The 18,052-nt window shown below is 41.5% G+C and carries 16 protein-coding genes; 15 read left to right on the forward strand and 1 reads right to left on the reverse strand.

The genetic code is table 11. From position 1 onward, the window contains the following. Nucleotides 1–26 precede the first annotated feature (26 nt). The 15 genes from rsmH to lpxC all read left to right on the forward strand — a co-directional run bounded on the left by rsmH (nt 27) and on the right by lpxC (nt 17,280). Nucleotides 27–965 carry a 16S rRNA (cytosine(1402)-N(4))-methyltransferase RsmH gene (rsmH, locus tag AAEY62_RS04175; RefSeq protein WP_008167099.1) on the forward strand — a complete coding sequence of 313 codons (939 nt, stop codon included), beginning with the start codon at nt 27–29 and terminating at the stop codon, nt 963–965. Next, nucleotides 962–1,288 carry a cell division protein FtsL gene (ftsL, locus tag AAEY62_RS04180; protein WP_007582915.1) on the forward strand — a complete coding sequence of 109 codons (327 nt, stop codon included), beginning with the start codon at nt 962–964 and terminating at the stop codon, nt 1,286–1,288. The genes rsmH and ftsL overlap by 4 nt, the downstream gene beginning before the upstream one ends. Next, nucleotides 1,285–3,102, forward strand: a complete 1,818-nt coding sequence (locus tag AAEY62_RS04185; RefSeq protein WP_010554293.1) for a peptidoglycan glycosyltransferase FtsI — start codon at nt 1,285–1,287, stop codon at nt 3,100–3,102. Before ftsL ends, AAEY62_RS04185 begins: the two co-directional genes overlap by 4 nt. Then, on the forward strand, nt 3,095–4,573 hold the full coding sequence (gene murE, locus AAEY62_RS04190) for a UDP-N-acetylmuramoyl-L-alanyl-D-glutamate--2,6-diaminopimelate ligase (RefSeq protein ID WP_350634627.1): 1,479 nt from the start codon (nt 3,095–3,097) through the stop codon (nt 4,571–4,573). Before AAEY62_RS04185 ends, murE begins: the two co-directional genes overlap by 8 nt. Further along, nucleotides 4,570–5,952, forward strand: a complete 1,383-nt coding sequence (locus tag AAEY62_RS04195) for a UDP-N-acetylmuramoyl-tripeptide--D-alanyl-D-alanine ligase (protein WP_342879352.1) — start codon at nt 4,570–4,572, stop codon at nt 5,950–5,952. Before murE ends, AAEY62_RS04195 begins: the two co-directional genes overlap by 4 nt. Continuing rightward, nucleotides 5,952–7,034: a phospho-N-acetylmuramoyl-pentapeptide-transferase gene (mraY, locus tag AAEY62_RS04200; RefSeq protein ID WP_007582922.1), complete on the forward strand. Its 1,083-nt coding sequence runs from the start codon at nt 5,952–5,954 to the stop codon at nt 7,032–7,034. The genes AAEY62_RS04195 and mraY overlap by 1 nt, the downstream gene beginning before the upstream one ends. Then, complete coding sequence (gene murD, locus AAEY62_RS04205) at nt 7,035–8,369, forward strand: UDP-N-acetylmuramoyl-L-alanine--D-glutamate ligase (protein WP_350634629.1); 1,335 nt, start codon at nt 7,035–7,037, stop codon at nt 8,367–8,369. Beyond that, nucleotides 8,366–9,541, forward strand: coding sequence for a cell division protein FtsW (gene ftsW / locus AAEY62_RS04210; protein ID WP_007582927.1), 1,176 nt, complete (start codon nt 8,366–8,368; stop codon nt 9,539–9,541). Before murD ends, ftsW begins: the two co-directional genes overlap by 4 nt. Next, nucleotides 9,538–10,614: an undecaprenyldiphospho-muramoylpentapeptide beta-N-acetylglucosaminyltransferase gene (gene murG, locus AAEY62_RS04215; protein ID WP_024590212.1), complete on the forward strand. Its 1,077-nt coding sequence runs from the start codon at nt 9,538–9,540 to the stop codon at nt 10,612–10,614. The genes ftsW and murG overlap by 4 nt, the downstream gene beginning before the upstream one ends. Next, nucleotides 10,615–12,066: a UDP-N-acetylmuramate--L-alanine ligase gene (murC, locus tag AAEY62_RS04220; RefSeq protein WP_002957994.1), complete on the forward strand. Its 1,452-nt coding sequence runs from the start codon at nt 10,615–10,617 to the stop codon at nt 12,064–12,066. It abuts the gene before it with no gap. Beyond that, complete coding sequence (locus AAEY62_RS04225; protein WP_010554298.1) at nt 12,063–12,983, forward strand: D-alanine--D-alanine ligase; 921 nt, start codon at nt 12,063–12,065, stop codon at nt 12,981–12,983. Before murC ends, AAEY62_RS04225 begins: the two co-directional genes overlap by 4 nt. A 1-nt stretch (nt 12,984) precedes the next feature. After that, nucleotides 12,985–13,764 (forward strand): cell division protein FtsQ/DivIB, encoded by a 780-nt coding sequence (locus AAEY62_RS04230; protein WP_024590214.1) that lies wholly within the window; start codon nt 12,985–12,987, stop codon nt 13,762–13,764. After that, on the forward strand, nt 13,761–14,993 hold the full coding sequence (gene ftsA / locus AAEY62_RS04235; protein ID WP_007582937.1) for a cell division protein FtsA: 1,233 nt from the start codon (nt 13,761–13,763) through the stop codon (nt 14,991–14,993). Before AAEY62_RS04230 ends, ftsA begins: the two co-directional genes overlap by 4 nt. Before the next feature lie 21 nt (nt 14,994–15,014). Next, nucleotides 15,015–16,262, forward strand: coding sequence for a cell division protein FtsZ (ftsZ, locus tag AAEY62_RS04240; protein WP_007582938.1), 1,248 nt, complete (start codon nt 15,015–15,017; stop codon nt 16,260–16,262). Nucleotides 16,263–16,368: 106 nt separating this feature from the next. Further along, complete coding sequence (gene lpxC, locus AAEY62_RS04245) at nt 16,369–17,280, forward strand: UDP-3-O-acyl-N-acetylglucosamine deacetylase (RefSeq protein WP_007582940.1); 912 nt, start codon at nt 16,369–16,371, stop codon at nt 17,278–17,280. A gap of 92 nt (nt 17,281–17,372) precedes the next feature. Here the strand turns inward: lpxC and yjjG are convergent, their stop codons facing one another. Then, complete coding sequence (gene yjjG / locus AAEY62_RS04250) at nt 17,373–18,047, reverse strand: pyrimidine 5'-nucleotidase (RefSeq protein ID WP_165724736.1); 675 nt, start codon at nt 18,045–18,047, stop codon at nt 17,373–17,375. Nucleotides 18,048–18,052 lie beyond the last annotated feature (5 nt).

Raw genomic sequence — 18,052 nt, forward strand, 5'->3', positions numbered from 1 at the left:
GCACAAAAAAAGGCAAATAATAGCTAATGACAGCGCAATTTGAACACGTATCCGTATTAATGGACGAAACCATCGATGCCCTCGCAATTAAGCCAGACGGTATATACATGGATGGTACGTTTGGACGTGGCGGCCACTCTGGACAAATTTTAGCACGCCTAGGTGATGAAGGTCGCCTGCAAGCAATTGACCAAGATCCACAAGCGATACAATCAGCCGAAAAATTTGCTGATGATCCACGTTTTGCGATTGCACATACTCGTTTTTCAAATTTATACGAAGTAGCAGAGCAGAACGATCTCATTGGTAAAGTGGATGGCATTTTATTAGACATTGGTGTCTCGTCGCCACAACTGGATGACGCTGCGCGTGGTTTTAGTTTTATGAAAGATGGGCCACTTGATATGCGCATGGACCCAACAACAGGTCGCAGTGCTGCACAGTGGTTAGCAGAAGCCGAGTTAGATGATATTACCCACGTAATAAAAAAACTGGGCGAAGAAAAGTTTGGTAAACGCATTGCACACAAAGTACTCGAAGTTCGTGAGCACACGCCAATCACAACAACCAAGCAACTTGCTGACCTTGTTGATGAAGCAGTACCGGTAAAAGATAAGTTTAAGCACCCTGCAACACGTACTTTTCAGGCGATTCGTATTTATATCAATAGCGAGCTTGAAGAGATTCAAACAGCGCTACAGTCTGCAGTTAAAGTGCTAAAGCCAGGCGGACGTTTAGTGGTGATTTCGTTTCACTCACTAGAGGATCGTATTGTAAAACAGTTTATTAGAAAACAGAGTAGGGGAGAAGTGTTACCCAGAGGTCTGCCTTTAACTGATGCGCAAATAAATAAAAACCTGACGTTAAAAGCAGTGGGTAAGGCTATTAAGCCAAGTACTGTTGAAGTAGAACGTAATCCACGTTCTCGTAGTTCTGTACTTAGGATTGCACAGAGGTTGGGATGAGTAAAAAAGCGAGCTATCGTCAACCCAATTTATTCTTTGAAATATTAAAAGGCCTAGGTGCTAACAAGCTAACCTCGGCCTTGTTGGTTGTGATATTCGCTTCTAGTTTAGCTGTTGTGCAAACAACACATTTAGCTCGTGGGCAACTTATAAAGCAAGATCAATTATTACAAGAACGTGATGAACTCGATTTAGAGTGGCGCTACTTACTTGTTGAAGAAGAATTTTATTCGCAACATGCACGCATTGAAGAAGTTGCTATATCACAATTAAAAATGAAACGACCTACGAGTCAAGATGAGCAGGTAATAATAGTACAATGAGAAATAGAGGCAAAAAACCAGTCACTAATTTAATCACATGGCGCTTTATGCTGGTGTGTACAGTTGTGTTTATGGTGTTTGTAACACTCGTATCTCGCGCTGCTTATTTACAAGTGATAGAACCTGATAAAGCACGTTCAGAAAGTGATAAACGTACGGTACGTGTTGAAAAACTGCATGTGCAACGCGGAATGATTTTTGACCGCAATGGTAAAGAATTAGCGGTAAGTGTGCCTGTGGTAAGTGTATATGCTGATCCTAAAGCATTACATAAATCGCTTGTATCTAAAGTAATCAAACAAGCACGCAAAAGCGGCGAAGATCACTTATCTTTAACTGAAAACACTGTTGAGCTTGATAAGCGTACTGCACTTTATTATAAAAACGATTTACGCTGGCGTGAGCTTGCAGATGTGCTGCGTATTGATCCTAAAAAGATTAATTCTCGACTTTTAAACGATCCTTCGCGTCGCTTTGTGTATTTAAAGCGCCAAGTTACTCCTGCTGTAGCAAATTATATTGGTGATTTACGCCTCCCTGGTATCCATTTACTAGATGAATCTAAACGCTACTACCCTGCAGGTGAAGTTACCGCGCATGTTATTGGTTTTACCAATATCGATGGTAAGGGCATTGAAGGCATTGAAAAGCTATACGAAAACGCTTTAACGGGCGAGGAAGGCCGCCGTACCATTCGTAAAGACGCACAAGGGCGTGAGGTAGAAGTACTTGACGAGCGTGAACGTGTAGAGCCAGAAAGTATAGAACTAAGTATTGATCAACGAATTCAAGCCATTGCGTACAAGGCCGTAAAATCAGCTGTACTGACTTATAAAGCCACATCGGGCTCAGCTATGGTAGTTGATGTTAAAACCGGTGAAGTACTGGCAATGGTAAATAGCCCTTCATTTAATCCAAACAACTTAAGCGATGCTGCACCTCATAAACGTCGTAACCGCGCAATTACAGATTTGTTTGAACCAGGCTCAACTGTTAAGCCTCTAGCCATTTTGGCTGGGCTAGACTACGGCGCCATTCAGGCAGATGACACGATTGATACCTACCCAGGTTGGATGCGTTTAGGTGGTAGTTTAGTGAGAGATACCCGTAATCACGGCGAACTAACACTGCGCGAAATACTAAAGTACTCCTCAAACATGGGAGTTGCGAAGGTTACTCAGTTAGTGCCTAAAGATTACCTTGTTGGTTTATACCAAAAAGTAGGCTTTGGTAGTGATACTGGAACAGGCATGGTCGGTGAAAGCAGCGGTTTGTTTTATCCAAATCGTCGTTGGTCTGACTTTGAAATTGCCACTTTATCATTTGGTTATGCGATTTCGGTAAGTACTGCGCAAATGGCGCGCTTTTATACCATGTTAGGCGCTGGTGGAGTTAATCGACCACTGACTATTTTAAAGCAAGACAATATACCTGAAGGCGAACGTATTTTTAAACAAAAAGACGTAGAAGCCGTAGTGCACATGATGGAAAGTGTATTTGAAAAAGACGGTACTGCTCGCAACATAAAAGTTGATGGGTATCGTGCAGCTGGTAAAACAGGTACATCTAAAAAAGCCGTAGCAGGTGGTTATGGTGATGAATATGTAGGTTATTTTGCAGGTGTAGCGCCGGCAAGTAATCCTCGTTTAGCCGTGGTAGTTATGATTAATGAACCAGGTGGTGATGTGTACTATGGAGGTGCCACCGCTGGCCCTGCATTTGCAGAAATCATCTCTAACGCATTAAGAATATTAAACGTAGCGCCTGACAAGGAAGAGGTTGCGTACGTACAAGGTAAAGATAACGATGCGTGATTTAAAGGATATTTTAAAATACATCGAAATAGATGCGCCCTCGCAACTGGTAAAACATTTACGCCTTGATAGCCGTGAAGTAACGCCAGGTGATGTATTTGTTGCTATTAAAGGCCATGCACTTGATGGCGGTCAATTTATTAATAAAGCAATTGAAAATGGCGCAACAGCTATTATTGCTGACAGATTATGTGAATTTGAAACAAGTTTTGAGCCACTATATTTAGTTTCGGAGCTTGATAAAAAGCTTCCAGAATTAGCAAGTCGCTTTTATAGCCAGCCAAGTCAGGCTCTTGATTTAATTGGTGTGACAGGTACAAACGGTAAATCGACAACCACAGCAATGATTGCCCACTTAGCGCAGTTTTGCAGTACTGATTCGGCTATTATTGGCACTTTGGGTTATGGTCATCCTGATAACTTAATTCCACTGATTAATACCACACCTTCAACGGTTGATTTACAGCATATTTTGAGCGATTTAAATTCGCAGCATAAAAAGCTGGTAGCCATGGAAGTGTCATCTCATGGGTTAGTGCAGCAGCGTGTTGCTAAATGCGCGTTTAAAGCGGCTGTGTTTACTAATCTTTCGCGCGATCACTTAGATTACCATGGTGATATGGCAAGTTACGGTGATGCGAAACTAATGCTTTTCCGTGATTTTGAGCCGCAAGTTGTAGTGCTTAATCAAGATGATTCTCAAGCTGAGCAATGGCTTGAAAAGTATGATTTTAATAACCTAATCTGTTATGGCCGCAAAAACTTAGCCCCTAAGAATGCTCAGTACGTTTATTTTTCTGATGTTGAATATTCAAGTGAAGGTATTTCGGCGCAGTTGTCGACTAGTTGGGGTGATATGTCGATTAAATCGCCTCTGTTTGGCGAATTTAATTTATATAACTTAACGGCCGCGATCGCTACATTACTAGGGCTTGGTTATCCGCTTGAGCAATTAGTTTCAGGTTGTGCGCAGTTACAGCCAGTAGCTGGGCGAATGCAAGCATTTAGCCAAGCAGGCATGCCGACGTGTGTTGTTGATTACGCACATACACCCGATGCACTTGCACTTGCATTACAAGCATTACAGCTGCATGTGCCAGGTGGTGTAAGTTGTGTATTTGGTTGCGGTGGCGACAGAGATAAAGGTAAGCGTGCATTGATGGCGCAAGCTGCAGAGCAAAACGCTAATAAAGTTATTATTACCAGTGATAACCCTCGCTCAGAAAACCCTGATGACATTATTGCAGATGTAGCAGGCGGTTTAACCCATCCTCAAAATGCACATTTAGAGGCTGATAGAGCAACTGCAATTCGTTTTGCTATAGAAAATGCTACAGCTGATGACGTTATTTTGATTGCAGGTAAAGGCCACGAAGATTATCAAATTATAGGCGATAAGCGAATCGACTTTTGCGATCGCCGGTATGTACAAGAACAACTAAAAAAAGCAGTAAGAGGGATAACACAATGATCCCAATGGATTTTGATTGGTTAGCTAATGTGCTAACAACCGATTATCAAGGTGATAATCAACACGTGCTTAATATAAATACTGATACTCGTACAGTGTGCGATGGTGAAGTGTTTTTAGCACTGAAAGGGCCAAATTTTGATGGTCATAAATTTATAGCTGAGGCTAAACAAAAGGGCGCTATTGGCGTTATTGTTCAGCACAAAGTTGATGTAGATATTCCACAATTTATAGTAAGCGATACACGTATTGCACTAGGTGCAATTGGCACCGCTGTTATGGCACAAGTGGCGCCTAAAACAATTGCAATTACAGGGAGTGTAGGCAAAACCACCGTAAAAGAAATGTGTGCGGCAATTTTGTCGGTTCACGGTGATGTATTAGCTACTAAAGGTAATTTTAATAACGATATTGGCGTCCCACTTACGTTATTGCGCTTAGAGCCTCAACATCGTTTTGCGGTTATTGAACTGGGTGCAAATCACTTAGGTGAAATTGCTTACACCACTGCAATGACAAAACCAGATGTAGCCGTTGTATGTAATGTTGCAGCAGCCCACTTAGAAGGTTTTGGTAGTTTAATGGGCGTCGCAAAAGCTAAAGGTGAGATTTTTGATGGCCTTAAAGATGATGGCGTTGCGATTGTTAACTGCGATAGTGAATTTAGCCAATATTGGTTAGATAAGCTTGAAGGGCGTAATGTTAAACGTTTTTCTACAACTGAAAAACTAGATATTTGGGCAGAGAACATCACGCTTGATGCCAATGCGCGTGCAAGCTTTACGCTTTGCACTAAAAACAAGCAAGTACCTGTTACCTTGGCACTTCCGGGTAAGCACAATATTAGTAATGCACTTATCGCTGCTGCACTGACCAGTGAATTTAACGTAACCCTTGAAGAAATAGCCAATGCACTTGCCACAATGGCTGATGTAAAAGGGCGCGTTAATTTAATTGAAGTGTCTGATTTACTCACCGTGGTTGATGATACCTATAATGCCAATGTTAAGTCTGTAAAGGCTGCGATTGACTTGTTAAGTGATATGCAAGGTCACCGCATTTTAGCACTTGGAGACATGGGTGAGCTAGGTGAAGATGCACGTAAGTACCATCAAGAAGTTGGCGAGTATGCACTTGAGCAAGGTATTGATGAGTTATTTACATTAGGTGTATTAAGTAAATACGCAAGTGATGTGTTTGAACTACCTAATCGCCACTTTTCGAGCCGCGAACAGATGCAGCAAAAAATTCAAGAAAGTATTAATAAAGTGAATACTAAAACAACAATAGTAGTGAAAGGATCGCGCAGTTCTCGCATGGAATTATTAGTAACCGATTTAGTTAATGGCCAGCAACAAGCCATCAATGGAGTATCATAATGTTAGTTTGGCTGGCAGAGTATTTAACACAGTATTTTAGTGGTTTTCATGTTTTTTCGTATTTAACGCTACGTGCCATTTTAGGTATTTTAACTGCGCTAATTATGTCTCTTTATTTAGGACCTAAGTTAATTCGTGGTTTGCAACGTATGCAAATAGGCCAAACAGTTCGAGACGACGGTCCGCAATCGCATTTGTCTAAGTCGGGTACACCGACTATGGGCGGCTTACTTATTTTAGCGGCCATTTTTACCAGCACGCTACTTTGGGCCGATTTATCAAATAAATACGTATGGGCAACACTGTTTGTAATTGGCTCTTTAGGTATTGTTGGCTTTGTTGATGATTACCGTAAAGTTATTCGTAAAGATCCAAAAGGCTTAATTGCTAAGTGGAAGTACTTTTGGCAGTCGGTCATTGCATTAGTTGTAGCTACTGCTTTGTATTTTACCAGTGCACAAGCATCTGAAACATCACTTGTTGTTCCATTTTTTAAAGACGTATTACCGCAATTAGGTTTGTTTTATATCGTGCTTACGTATTTTGCCATAGTAGGTACATCAAACGCGGTAAACCTGACCGATGGTTTAGATGGCTTGGCGATTGTGCCAATTATTTTAGTGGCTTCGGCATTGGCAATTATTGCTTACTTAACAGGTAATATTAACTTTTCGGCTTACTTACATATTCCACATTTACCGCTGGCGAGTGAGCTTGTGGTTGTATGTACTGCCATTGTGGGCGCAGGGCTTGGCTTTTTATGGTTTAACACTTACCCAGCACAAGTATTTATGGGCGATGTGGGTTCATTAGCACTTGGTGGCGCATTAGGTATTATTGCTGTTTTAGTACGCCAAGAGTTACTGCTTATTATTATGGGCGGTGTATTTGTAATGGAAGCGCTATCGGTAATATTACAAGTGGGGTCGTATAAATTACGCGGACAACGCATTTTTAGAATGGCGCCGATTCATCATCATTATGAATTAAAAGGTTGGCCAGAGCCTCGCGTTATTGTGCGCTTTTGGATTATTTCTGTTGTGCTAGTGCTTGCTGGCTTAGCTACTTTAAAGATTCGATAAATGCAGTATTTAAACGAGATAAAAAACAAACAAATAACAGTGCTCGGACTCGGTGTAACCGGTCTGGGCATTGTGCGTTTTCTATTATCTCATGGCCTAACACCAAAGGTCGTTGATAGCCGAGTAACCCCGCCGGGGATTGATTGGTTAAAAGAGCACGCGCCAACTCTAGATACCCACTTCGGTAATTTGGATGACGTAGAGCTTTGTTCAAGCGATATGATTATTATAAGCCCTGGGCTTAGCTTAAAAATACCAGCTGTTGCAGATGCAATTAACGTAGGTGTTGAAGTGATTGGCGACGTTGAGTTATTTGCACGTATTAATTCAAAACCTGTTGTTGCAGTAACGGGCTCTAACGGTAAATCAACCGTGGTTACGCTCGCTTATGAAGTGTTAAAAGAAGCCGGCTATAAAGTTGCTTTGGGTGGGAATATTGGCACAGCGGTACTTGATTTACTCAATGATGATTTTGATGTGTATGTGCTTGAGTTATCGAGTTTTCAGTTAGATACCACAACGAGTTTAAAACCAGTAAGTGCAACGGTATTAAATGTGTCAGAAGATCACCTTGACCGCTACGACAGTTACCAAGCTTATATAGACTCAAAGCTAAGTATTTATAATTTCGCAGAGCTTATTGTTGTCAACGCAGACGATAGTCAAACACATCCAGTTGAACGCGGTACAACCCCTTTAATTAGCTTTGGTGCTCAACAAGGTGATTACCATTTAGCGCAGCACAATGGCGAAACTCACTTTATGGTTAAAGGCGATGCCTTTTTACCTGTTGATACGCTTGCGGTAGTGGGTAAGCACAATTATTTAAATGCGCTTGCAGTAATGGCGCTCTTAAGTCCGTTTGAAGTCAGCAAAGAGCAATATAAAAATGCGTTAGATCAATTTAATGGATTGGCTCATCGCTGCCAATTTGTAGCTGAGCTTAACGGTGTAAAGTATTTTAACGATTCAAAGGCAACTAATGTTGGAGCGACCATTGCTGCAATAGATAGTTTAGCTAGTGACGGTGAAAATCTGATTGTTATTGCTGGTGGCGATGCCAAAGGTGCTGATTTAAATGCGCTTAAACCCTACATAGAACAGCATGTAAAAGCATTAATTTGTTTTGGTAAAGATGCAAGTGACTTAGCTGCGATTACCAATAAGAGTTATTTAACTAACAATATGGAAGAAGCCGTTACTTTGGCCAAAGTACTTAGTAGTACAGGCAATATTGTTTTATTAGCACCCGCATGTGCCAGCATTGATATGTATAACAACTATATGCAACGCGGTGATGACTTTGTTCAGTGTGTAATGGCAGGGGCGTTATGATTGCTTTTGCCGATATAAGAGACGCATTAACACCTAAGCCTTCGGCGCAGTTATACGATGTACCGCTATTGTACTGCGTAATAATGCTAATTGGTGTTGGTTTTATCATGGTGACCAGCGCATCAATGCCTACCGCAGAGCGGTTATTTGATGACCCGTACCATATTACCATTCGCCACAGCATGTTTTTAGCAATGGCTTTTGTGCTTTTTTGGATAAGCGTTTGTGTGCCAATGGAGTGGTGGAAACGATCAAACCCTTATCTATTAATACTAGGCATGGTGCTATTAATAGCGGTATTGATTATTGGGCGTGAAGTAAACGGCGCTAAACGATGGATACCTATTGGACCTGTTGGTTTTCAGGTGGCTGAGGCCGCTAAGTTGTACTTTTTTAGTTATATTGCGGGTTATTTGGTAAGAAAACGCGAAGAAGTACAAGAAAATATTAAAGGCTTTGCAAAGCCAATTGCTGTATTTGCAGTGTATGCACTGCTTATTCTGCTGCAGCCAGATTTAGGCACAGTGGTTGTTATGTTTGTAACAACGGTTGGTTTACTGTTTTTAGCTGGCGCTAAATTATGGCAGTTCTTTGTACTTATTCTAACTGGCGTCGGTTTGGTTGTATTACTGATTATTGTTGAACCATATCGAATGGCGCGTGTTGTCGGCTTTTTAGACCCTTGGGATGATCCTTTTGGAAAGGGTTACCAATTGGTTCAATCGCTAATGGCTTATAGCCAAGGTGGTTGGTTTGGTCAAGGCTTAGGTAACAGTGTACAAAAACTACAATATTTACCTGAAGCACATAACGATTTTATTTTTGCCGTTATAGGTGAAGAACTTGGCTTAATAGGCGTTGTAAGTATTTTAACGGTATTAGCTACTTTAGTATTTAGAGCCTTATTAATAGGCCAACAAGCCCTTAAGTGCGGCAAGGAATACGAAGGCTACTTTTCATTTGCCATTGGTATTTGGTTTGCATTTCAAACCATGGTGAATGTAGGTGCGAGCGCGGGTATTTTACCGACGAAGGGTTTAACCCTGCCGTTTATTTCTTATGGCGGCTCAAGCTTATTAATTATGACTATTGCCACGGGTATTTTATTACGCGTAGATTTTGAAACCAAAATGGCAACCAAACAAGCCACCTCACGCGGAGGTAAGCGATGAGTAAAAAATTAGTAGTAGTGGCTGGTGGAACTGGCGGACACATTTTTCCCGGTATTGCAGTGGCCGATTATTTAAAACAGCAGGGCTGGCAAGTTAGCTGGATCGGCACACCAGATCGAATGGAAGCGAGCGTTGTACCTAAGCACAATATAGATATTGATTTTATTAACGTTAAAGGTGTTCGTGGTAACGGATTAAAGCGTCTTATTAAAGCCCCATTCATGGTAATTAATGCAGTATTGCAGGCGCGTAAGGTATTGAAAGAGCAGCGTCCTGATGTAGTACTTGCAATGGGCGGTTATGTTACGGGTCCAACGGGAATTGCAGCAAAAAGTTTAGGTATCCCGCTGGTTATTCACGAGCAAAACGCTGTAGCGGGTATGAGCAATAAACTGCTAGCCAAGGTGGCTACACGAGTATTAGCTGCATTTCCAAATGCTTTTGCACAGGGTCAAGCCGAGCTAGTAGGTAACCCAGTTCGCCAAAGCGTTATGAATATAGCCAAACGCGATGTATCAAGCCCTATTAATATTTTAGTAGTGGGCGGCTCGCTTGGTGCACAAGTGCTTAATCAAACATTACCAGAAGCATTTAAAGTACTAAATAATACAGCTCCAATAAGTATATGGCATCAAACAGGTAAGGGTCATTTAACTACCGTAGAAGCAGCTTATAAAATGCATGCTTTTACAGGCAGTAATACAAAAATAGCTGAATTTATTGATGATATGGACGCAGCGTATAGCTGGGCTGACATTGTTGTTTGCCGTGCTGGTGCGTTAACTGTTAGCGAAATTGCAGCGGCAGGTAAAATGGCCGTTTTTGTTCCGTTTCCACATGCCGTGGACGACCATCAAACAGCGAACGCACAATATTTAGTGATGGCTAATGGCGCATTATTAATGCCACAAGGGCAGTTTAATAAACAATCAATTGTTGAACTATTAAGCCCGTATTTAGCCCAACCTTCATTAATTACTGAAATGGCTACAAATGCAAAAAAACAAGCCATTTTAGATGCCACAGCAAGCGTAGCAACGCACTGTGAGCAAGTAACAAATAAGAGAAAATAAGTGAAAGAAACGTCAGTACAAGAAAAACACACACGCCCTGCAATGCGCCGAATAGAAACCATTCACTTTATTGGTATTGGTGGAGCAGGTATGGGCGGTATTGCTGAAGTACTCGCTTTTGAAGGCTACCGTATTACAGGTTCTGACATTGCCCATAGCGCTATGACAGATCGTTTAATTAAAGCCGGTGCAGAAGTATTTATAGGCCATCATGAAAATAACGTGAAAGATGCCAATGTAGTCGTTGTTTCAAGTGCGATTGATGAAACAAATCCTGAAATTATTGCAGCTAAAGCCGCAAGAGTTCCTGTTGTTCGCCGCGCAGAAATGTTGGCTGAATTAATGCGTTTTCGCCACGGTATAGCCATTGCGGGTACGCATGGTAAAACAACGACAACAAGCTTAATTGCGAGTATTTATGGACAAGCAGGGCTTGATCCAACCTTTATTATTGGTGGCTTGTTAAATAGCGCAGGTAGTAACGCAAAAGTAGGCAAAAGTGATTTCTTAATTGCAGAAGCTGATGAAAGCGACGCGTCGTTTTTACACTTACAGCCAATGGTATCAGTGATCACAAATATTGAAGAAGATCACATGGATACTTATGGCGGCAGTCTTGAAAAAATGAAAGACACGTATGTAGATTTCATCCATAACTTGCCGTTTTATGGTTTAGCTGTTGTATGTATTGATTCTGAAGTTGCTGCTGAACTTATCCCGCGCTTTGGTCGCCCAGTTATTACGTATGGCGAATCGAAGGATGCTGATTATCGCATGAGCGACTTTAGCCAATCAGCTAATACATGCACATTTACAGTAACTAACAAGCAAGGTGAGTGTTTAACTGCCACGTTGAATATGCCAGGTAGACACAACGCACTTAATGCAACCGCTGCGATTGCTGTGGCAAAAGATCAAAATATTGCGAATCATGCAATTTTAGAAGCGCTGCAGAAGTTTGAAGGTATTGGTCGTCGTTTTCAACACTATGGTGAATTCGAAAACGAGCGTGGCAATGTCATGTTAGTTGATGATTACGGGCATCATCCTTCAGAAGTTGCAGCAACAATTGCAGCAGTACGTGAAGGTTGGCCTGATAAGCGTTTAGTAATGGTATATCAACCTCATAGATTTTCCCGTACACGCGACTTATACGAAGATTTTGTAAAAGTACTTGCTGATGTAGATCAGTTGCTACTGCTTGATGTGTATAGCGCTGGTGAAGATCCTATTGTTGGCGCAGACAGCAAAAGCTTATGCCGTAGCCTTCGTCAACGTGGCAAAGAGCCGCTGCATGTAGCAACAAATGCAGAGCTTGCAGGCGTTTTGGCCGCAAATTTACAAAATAATGATTTAGTATTAACCCAAGGCGCTGGTAATATAGGTCAGTTAGTTAAAACATTAGCTGCGACGGGTATGTCGATAGAAAAACTTAAGCAAGGTGAAGTATGACTCAGGTAAACACACAATTTGGTAAAGTAGCGGTACTGCTAGGTGGTAACTCAGCAGAACGTGAAGTGTCTTTACGATCGGGTCAGGCTGTTTTAAATGCGCTGCAAAATAGTGGCATTGATGCAATTGCATTTGACCCGCAAAGTCGTTCTTTGTGGGAGTTAAAAGAATTAAATGTAGAGCGCGTTTTTATTGCTTTGCATGGTCGTGGTGGCGAAGACGGAACTGTACAAGGTGCGCTTGAATTTATGAACCTGCCTTACACGGGCAGTAATGTACTGGGTTCAGCACTTGCTATGGATAAAGTACGTTGTAAGCACTTATTTAAATCAGCGGGTTTAAGCACTGCACCTTATGCCGTAGTTGACGCTAAAAAAGGCTTTGATGCTGCAGCTATTATGGGTGAGTTTAAAAAGGTAATGGTTAAGCCATCGCACGAAGGCTCAAGCATAGGTATGGCGCAAGCAAGTACAGCACAAGAACTTGAAGACGCACTAGCTAATGCATTTAAATTTGATAATCAAGTGCTTGTAGAGCAGTGGATCACGGGACGTGAATTCACAGTTACAGTGCTTGGCGACGAAGTACAACCAGTCATTGAGATGACTACACCTAATGGTTTTTACGATTACCAAGCTAAGTATCAATCAAATACAACGCAGTATCATTGCCCTGCAGATTTATCAGAGCAAGATACTAAGTACTTACAAGCTATATCGCTAGATGCATTTGATTTAGTGGGCGCAAGTGGTTGGGGCCGTGTTGATGCGATGCAAGACGAGCAAGGTAACTTTTACCTGCTTGAAGTAAATACAGTACCAGGCATGACTGAAAAGTCGTTAGTGCCAATGGCGGCAAAAGCGAATGGGGCAACTTTTGAACAATTAGTTGTTCGCATTTTAGAGCAAACGCTTTAATATGCATCCCCTTTTAGAAAAAGCTCAGGAAATCAAACTGAAACTTAATTGGTCTCTGATTTTTGGTGTGAGCTTTTTTCTGATAGTTGTAATTGGCTTAGTGCAAATTACAACAGGTGTATCGGATTGGTTAGTTGAAAACAAAGATGCTCAAATTAAGCACCTTACAGTGCAAGGGCAGCCTAAATACACAGATGAAACGGCAATTATAAAAGCGATTAAAAAAGCCGATTTAAGTAGTTTTTTTGAACTCGATGTCAAGCATGTGCAGCAGCTAGTTCAAGACTTACCCTGGGTTGCTACCGCTTCGGTGCGTAAACAATGGCCTGATACTATACAAGTATATGTTGTTGAACATGAAGTAGTAGCACATTGGAATAGCGACTTATTGCTCAACCAAAGTGGTCAGGCATTTCAAGCCAGCAGCGATAAGTTAGATCATGACTTACCGCAGTTATACGGCCCAGAAGGCAGCGAAGAAGAAGCGTGGATTGCTTTTAAGCAATTTGATGAAATGCTAAAAGTTAACGGCTTAACGTTAACAAGTTTGGCATTGTCGGAGCGCTTTTCGTGGCAACTATGGTTAGATAACGGAATACGTTTAAATTTAGGACGTAAAGATAAAGCCAAGCGTGTACAACGTTTTATAGACGTTTATCCACGAATGGAACAACGTGCAGATGCACAAGTAGATACAATAGATTTACGGTATGATACCGGCCTTGCAGTCAGCTTTAAGCCAGTGCAAGAAGAACAATTACAAAATAAGAGTAAGGCATGACTAAGTCAGCAGAAAGAAACCTAGTAATAGGGTTAGACGTTGGCACCTCGAAAGTGGTTGCCACGGTAGGTGAAATCACCGCAGATAACAAGCTCAGCATTGTTGGTGTGGGCAGCCAAGTATCTCATGGTATGGATAAAGGCGGCGTTAACGATTTAAACTTAGTGTCTGAGTCTATTCGCCGAGCAATAGACGAAGCCGAGTTAATGGCTGATTGTCGTATTAGCTCTGTGTATTTGGGTATTTCTGGCAAACATATACAGTGCCAAAACGAAAGTGGCGTGGTGGCAATTAATAATACCGAAGTCACTGACGAAGACATTGAAAATGTAATTCATATTGCGCGTTCTGTGCCTATTTCGGCAGAGCGTAAAATGCTGCATGCATTGCCGCAAGAATACAGTATCGACATGCAAGAGGGCATTAAAAACCCACTTGGTATGAGTGGTGTTCGTATGGAAGCGCGTGCACACATTATTACGTGCTCAAACGATATGGCAAAAAATATCGAGAAATGCGTAGAGCGCTGTGGTCTTGAAGTCGATCAACTTATCTTTACTGCATTAGCGTCATGTTATTCTGTACTAACAGATGACGAAAAAGAGCTAGGTGTTGCAGTACTTGATATTGGTGGCGGCACTATGGATATCACCATTTATATTAATGGCGCACTTCGTCACTCTGCGGTTATTCCAGTGGCGGGTAACCAAGTTACTGGTGATATTGCAAAAATATTTCGCACACCTATATCACATGCCGAGTCACTCAAAGTACAATACGCATGTGCTAGTAGCCAAATGGCAAGTAGCGAAGACACAATTGAAGTACCAAGTGTAGGCGGACGACCAGCAAGGTTAATGTCGCGCCATACATTATCTGAGGTGGTAGAGCCTCGTTTTAGAGAATTATTTGAGCTTGCGATGGAAGAAATTCGTCGTTCAGGCTTAGAAGACCAAATTGCGGCAGGTCTCGTTATTACAGGCGGAACTGCTAAAATGACTGGCGCGATGGAGGTGGCAGAAGACATCTTCCAAATGCCAGTAAGAATAGGCAAGCCAATCGGGATGGTTGGTTTGACAGACTATGTAGATGATCCTTCGTACGCAACCGCTGTTGGTTTGTTACAATACGGGCGTACCATGCAATCGATGAATGCACAAAAGTCGAAAGCAGAGGATAACAATAATTGGTGGAACCGCATTACTAAATGGTTCCAAGGCGAGTTTTAAGACTCAAGTCGGAGAGTAAACATGTTTGATATAATGGAACAACACAGCGAAGAAGCTGTAATAAAAGTAATCGGCGTGGGCGGTGGTGGCGGTAACGCTGTTGAGCACATGGTTAAACAACAAATAGAAGGCGTGCGTTTTATAGCCGCTAATACGGATGCGCAAGCATTACGTAACTCTGCTGCCGATATTACAGTTCAGCTAGGCACGCAAATAACCTCTGGGTTGGGTGCGGGCGCAAACCCTGAAGTAGGCCGTAAGTCGGCTGAAGAAGATGCAGATACAATTCGTGCCAGCCTTGAAGGCGCCGATATGGTATTTATTGCAGCCGGTATGGGCGGAGGTACAGGTACTGGTGCAGCACCGGTAGTTGCTAAAATTGCTAAAGAACTCGGTATTTTAACCGTTGCAGTTGTAACACGTCCTTTTGATTTTGAAGGTAAAAAACGTGCAGCAGCCGCTGAACAAGGTATTAACGAATTGTCAGAAATTGTAGATTCACTTATTACAATTCCGAACAATAAATTGCTTAAAGTTTTAGGAAAAGGGACTACACTTCTAGATGCCTTCGCTAAAGCTAATGACGTATTATTTGGTGCGGTACAAGGTATAGCAGAGCTAATTACACGTTCTGGTTTAATTAACGTGGATTTCGCCGATGTTAGAACTGTAATGTCTGCAATGGGTACTGCAATGATGGGAACGGCGTCCGCGTCAGGTCCTGATCGTGCACAAGAAGCAGCAGAAGCGGCTATCTCAAGCCCACTACTAGAAGACGTTGATTTAACAGGTGCTAAAGGTATCTTAGTTAATATCACCGCAGGTATGGACATTGCGATTGAAGAATTTGAAATTGTTGGTAATCACGTTAAAGCACTTGCGTCAGAAAACGCAACGGTTGTTGTTGGTGCGGTAATCGACCCAGAAATGACTGATGAGCTACGTGTAACGGTTGTTGCAACTGGCTTAGGCGGCGATCGTCGTCCACAGTTTGGTATTGTTGATAACGGCTTTAAAAAAGCATCAGGTTCTGATGTTGCAAGCACATCAAACCAAACGAGCAGTATGTACGTACCAAGCTTTGCAAGCCAAGATACAAACACTGAAGAAAACACTGCTAAAGCGCAAACGCAAAGCAAAGAAAAAGCGCCTACAACTAGTTCAAGCAGTGCATCAAGCTCTTCAGCACAAAATAGTAAAAAAGCGGATAAATCAGAAGGTGGTGATTATTTTGATATCCCCGCTTTTTTACGTAAGCAGGCTGATTAACATTTAATAATACTTTTGTTTGAAATATGTACAAATATTGAAAGACAAAAGGATTTATGTTAAAATCCGCCATATAACTGTAACTGATTTAAAAGTGAGCATACCTATGATTAAACAGCGTACGATTGCAGAAGTAGTCAAAGCCATAGGAATTGGACTTCATAAAGGTGAGAAGGTCACAATAACTCTCCGACCTGCGAGCGCAAATACTGGGATTGTATTTCGTCGTGTCGACCTTGATCCGGTTGTTGATTTTGAAACAACACCTGAAGCCGTTGGTGATACGCAGTTGTGTACCTGTTTAATTAACAAAGATGGTGTTCGCTTATCGACTACTGAGCATCTTATTGCAGCTGTTGCTGCAATGGGAATTGATAATCTAATTGTAGAATTAGATAGCTCAGAAGTGCCGATTATGGATGGTAGTGCATTACCATTCATATATCTGTTACAAAAAGGCGGAATTGAAGAGCAAAACGTTGCTAAACGCTTTATCCGTATTAAAGAAAAAGTACGCATTGAAGAAGGTGATAAGTGGGCTGAAGTTGAACCATATGATGGTTTTCATATCGACTTTGAGATTGCATTTAACCACCCAGCTATCAATGAAAGTCGCCAACGTATTGGGTTGGATATAACAACGCAAAGCTTTATTGAAGAAATTAGCCGTGCGCGTACTTTTGGATTTATGAAAGATATTGAATACATGCATGCAAACAACCTAGCGCTAGGTGGTAGCATGGATAGTGCTGTGGTACTTGATGAGTTCAAAGTTTTAAATCCTAACGGTTTACGTTATAGCGACGAGTTTGTTAAGCACAAGATATTAGACTGTGTTGGTGACATGTTTATGACAGGCCATAACCTTTTAGGTAAAGTAACTGCATTTAAATCGGGTCATGATTTAAATAATAAATTACTTCGTAAAATTATGGCTACAGAGTCAGCATGGGAGTGGGCAACATTTGAAACGCCTGTGACGATGCCTGCACCCGGTCTTGAGTTAGCTCCAGCCTAAAAGCAGTAAAAGAGCAGCTCGAAAAACAGTTATAAAAAATGACGCTAATTAGCGTCATTTTTTTGCGTGAAATTTAATAGCTCTATACTTTATTATAACTCCAAAAGAGCTTGTAACTGATTTAAACTAGCTACGGTATAGGTTGGCTTTATTCCGTCGGCTAATTGCTCACCAGGGTGCTGTAACCAGCAAGTATCAATACCAACATTGTTGCCGCCAAGTATGTCACTTGCAGCAGTATCACCTACCATAAGTATCTCGCTTTTATCTGGGTTACCCATTAGCTCAAATGTGTGCTCGAAAATCGCTTTATTCGGTTTTGCTATACCTACAAGTTCAGATATAACTAACCATTCAAACATATCTTTTAAGCCAGTATGCTCAAGGCGTACGGTTTGTAAGCGGGCAAATCCGTTAGTAATAATACCTAATCTAGCATTTGGCTTAAGTTTATTTAAAAGCTCAATAGCACCAGGTAATGGCTCGCAAATTTGCGCCATAGAATCTAAAAAAGCATCGTTTAGCTCTTTTGCTGGCACATTAAGTTTTGAAGCCCACTCATTAAAGCGTGTTACTTGTAAGTAATCTGCGCTAATAGTGCCATTTTGATAATCAACCCACAGCTGCTTATTGGTTTTTTGATAATGAATATAATCGTCTTGGCTAAAATCTACGTTGTAAGCTTTAAACATGCGAGTCATGCCCGCTAAAATATCAAACCTAAATAAGGTTTCGTCTGCATCAAACAATACATAGTTATACTTCATTAAAC

It is taken from the genome of Pseudoalteromonas sp. GW168-MNA-CIBAN-0100, assembly GCF_040309225.1.
In the GTDB taxonomy this organism is placed as follows: domain Bacteria; phylum Pseudomonadota; class Gammaproteobacteria; order Enterobacterales; family Alteromonadaceae; genus Pseudoalteromonas; species Pseudoalteromonas arctica.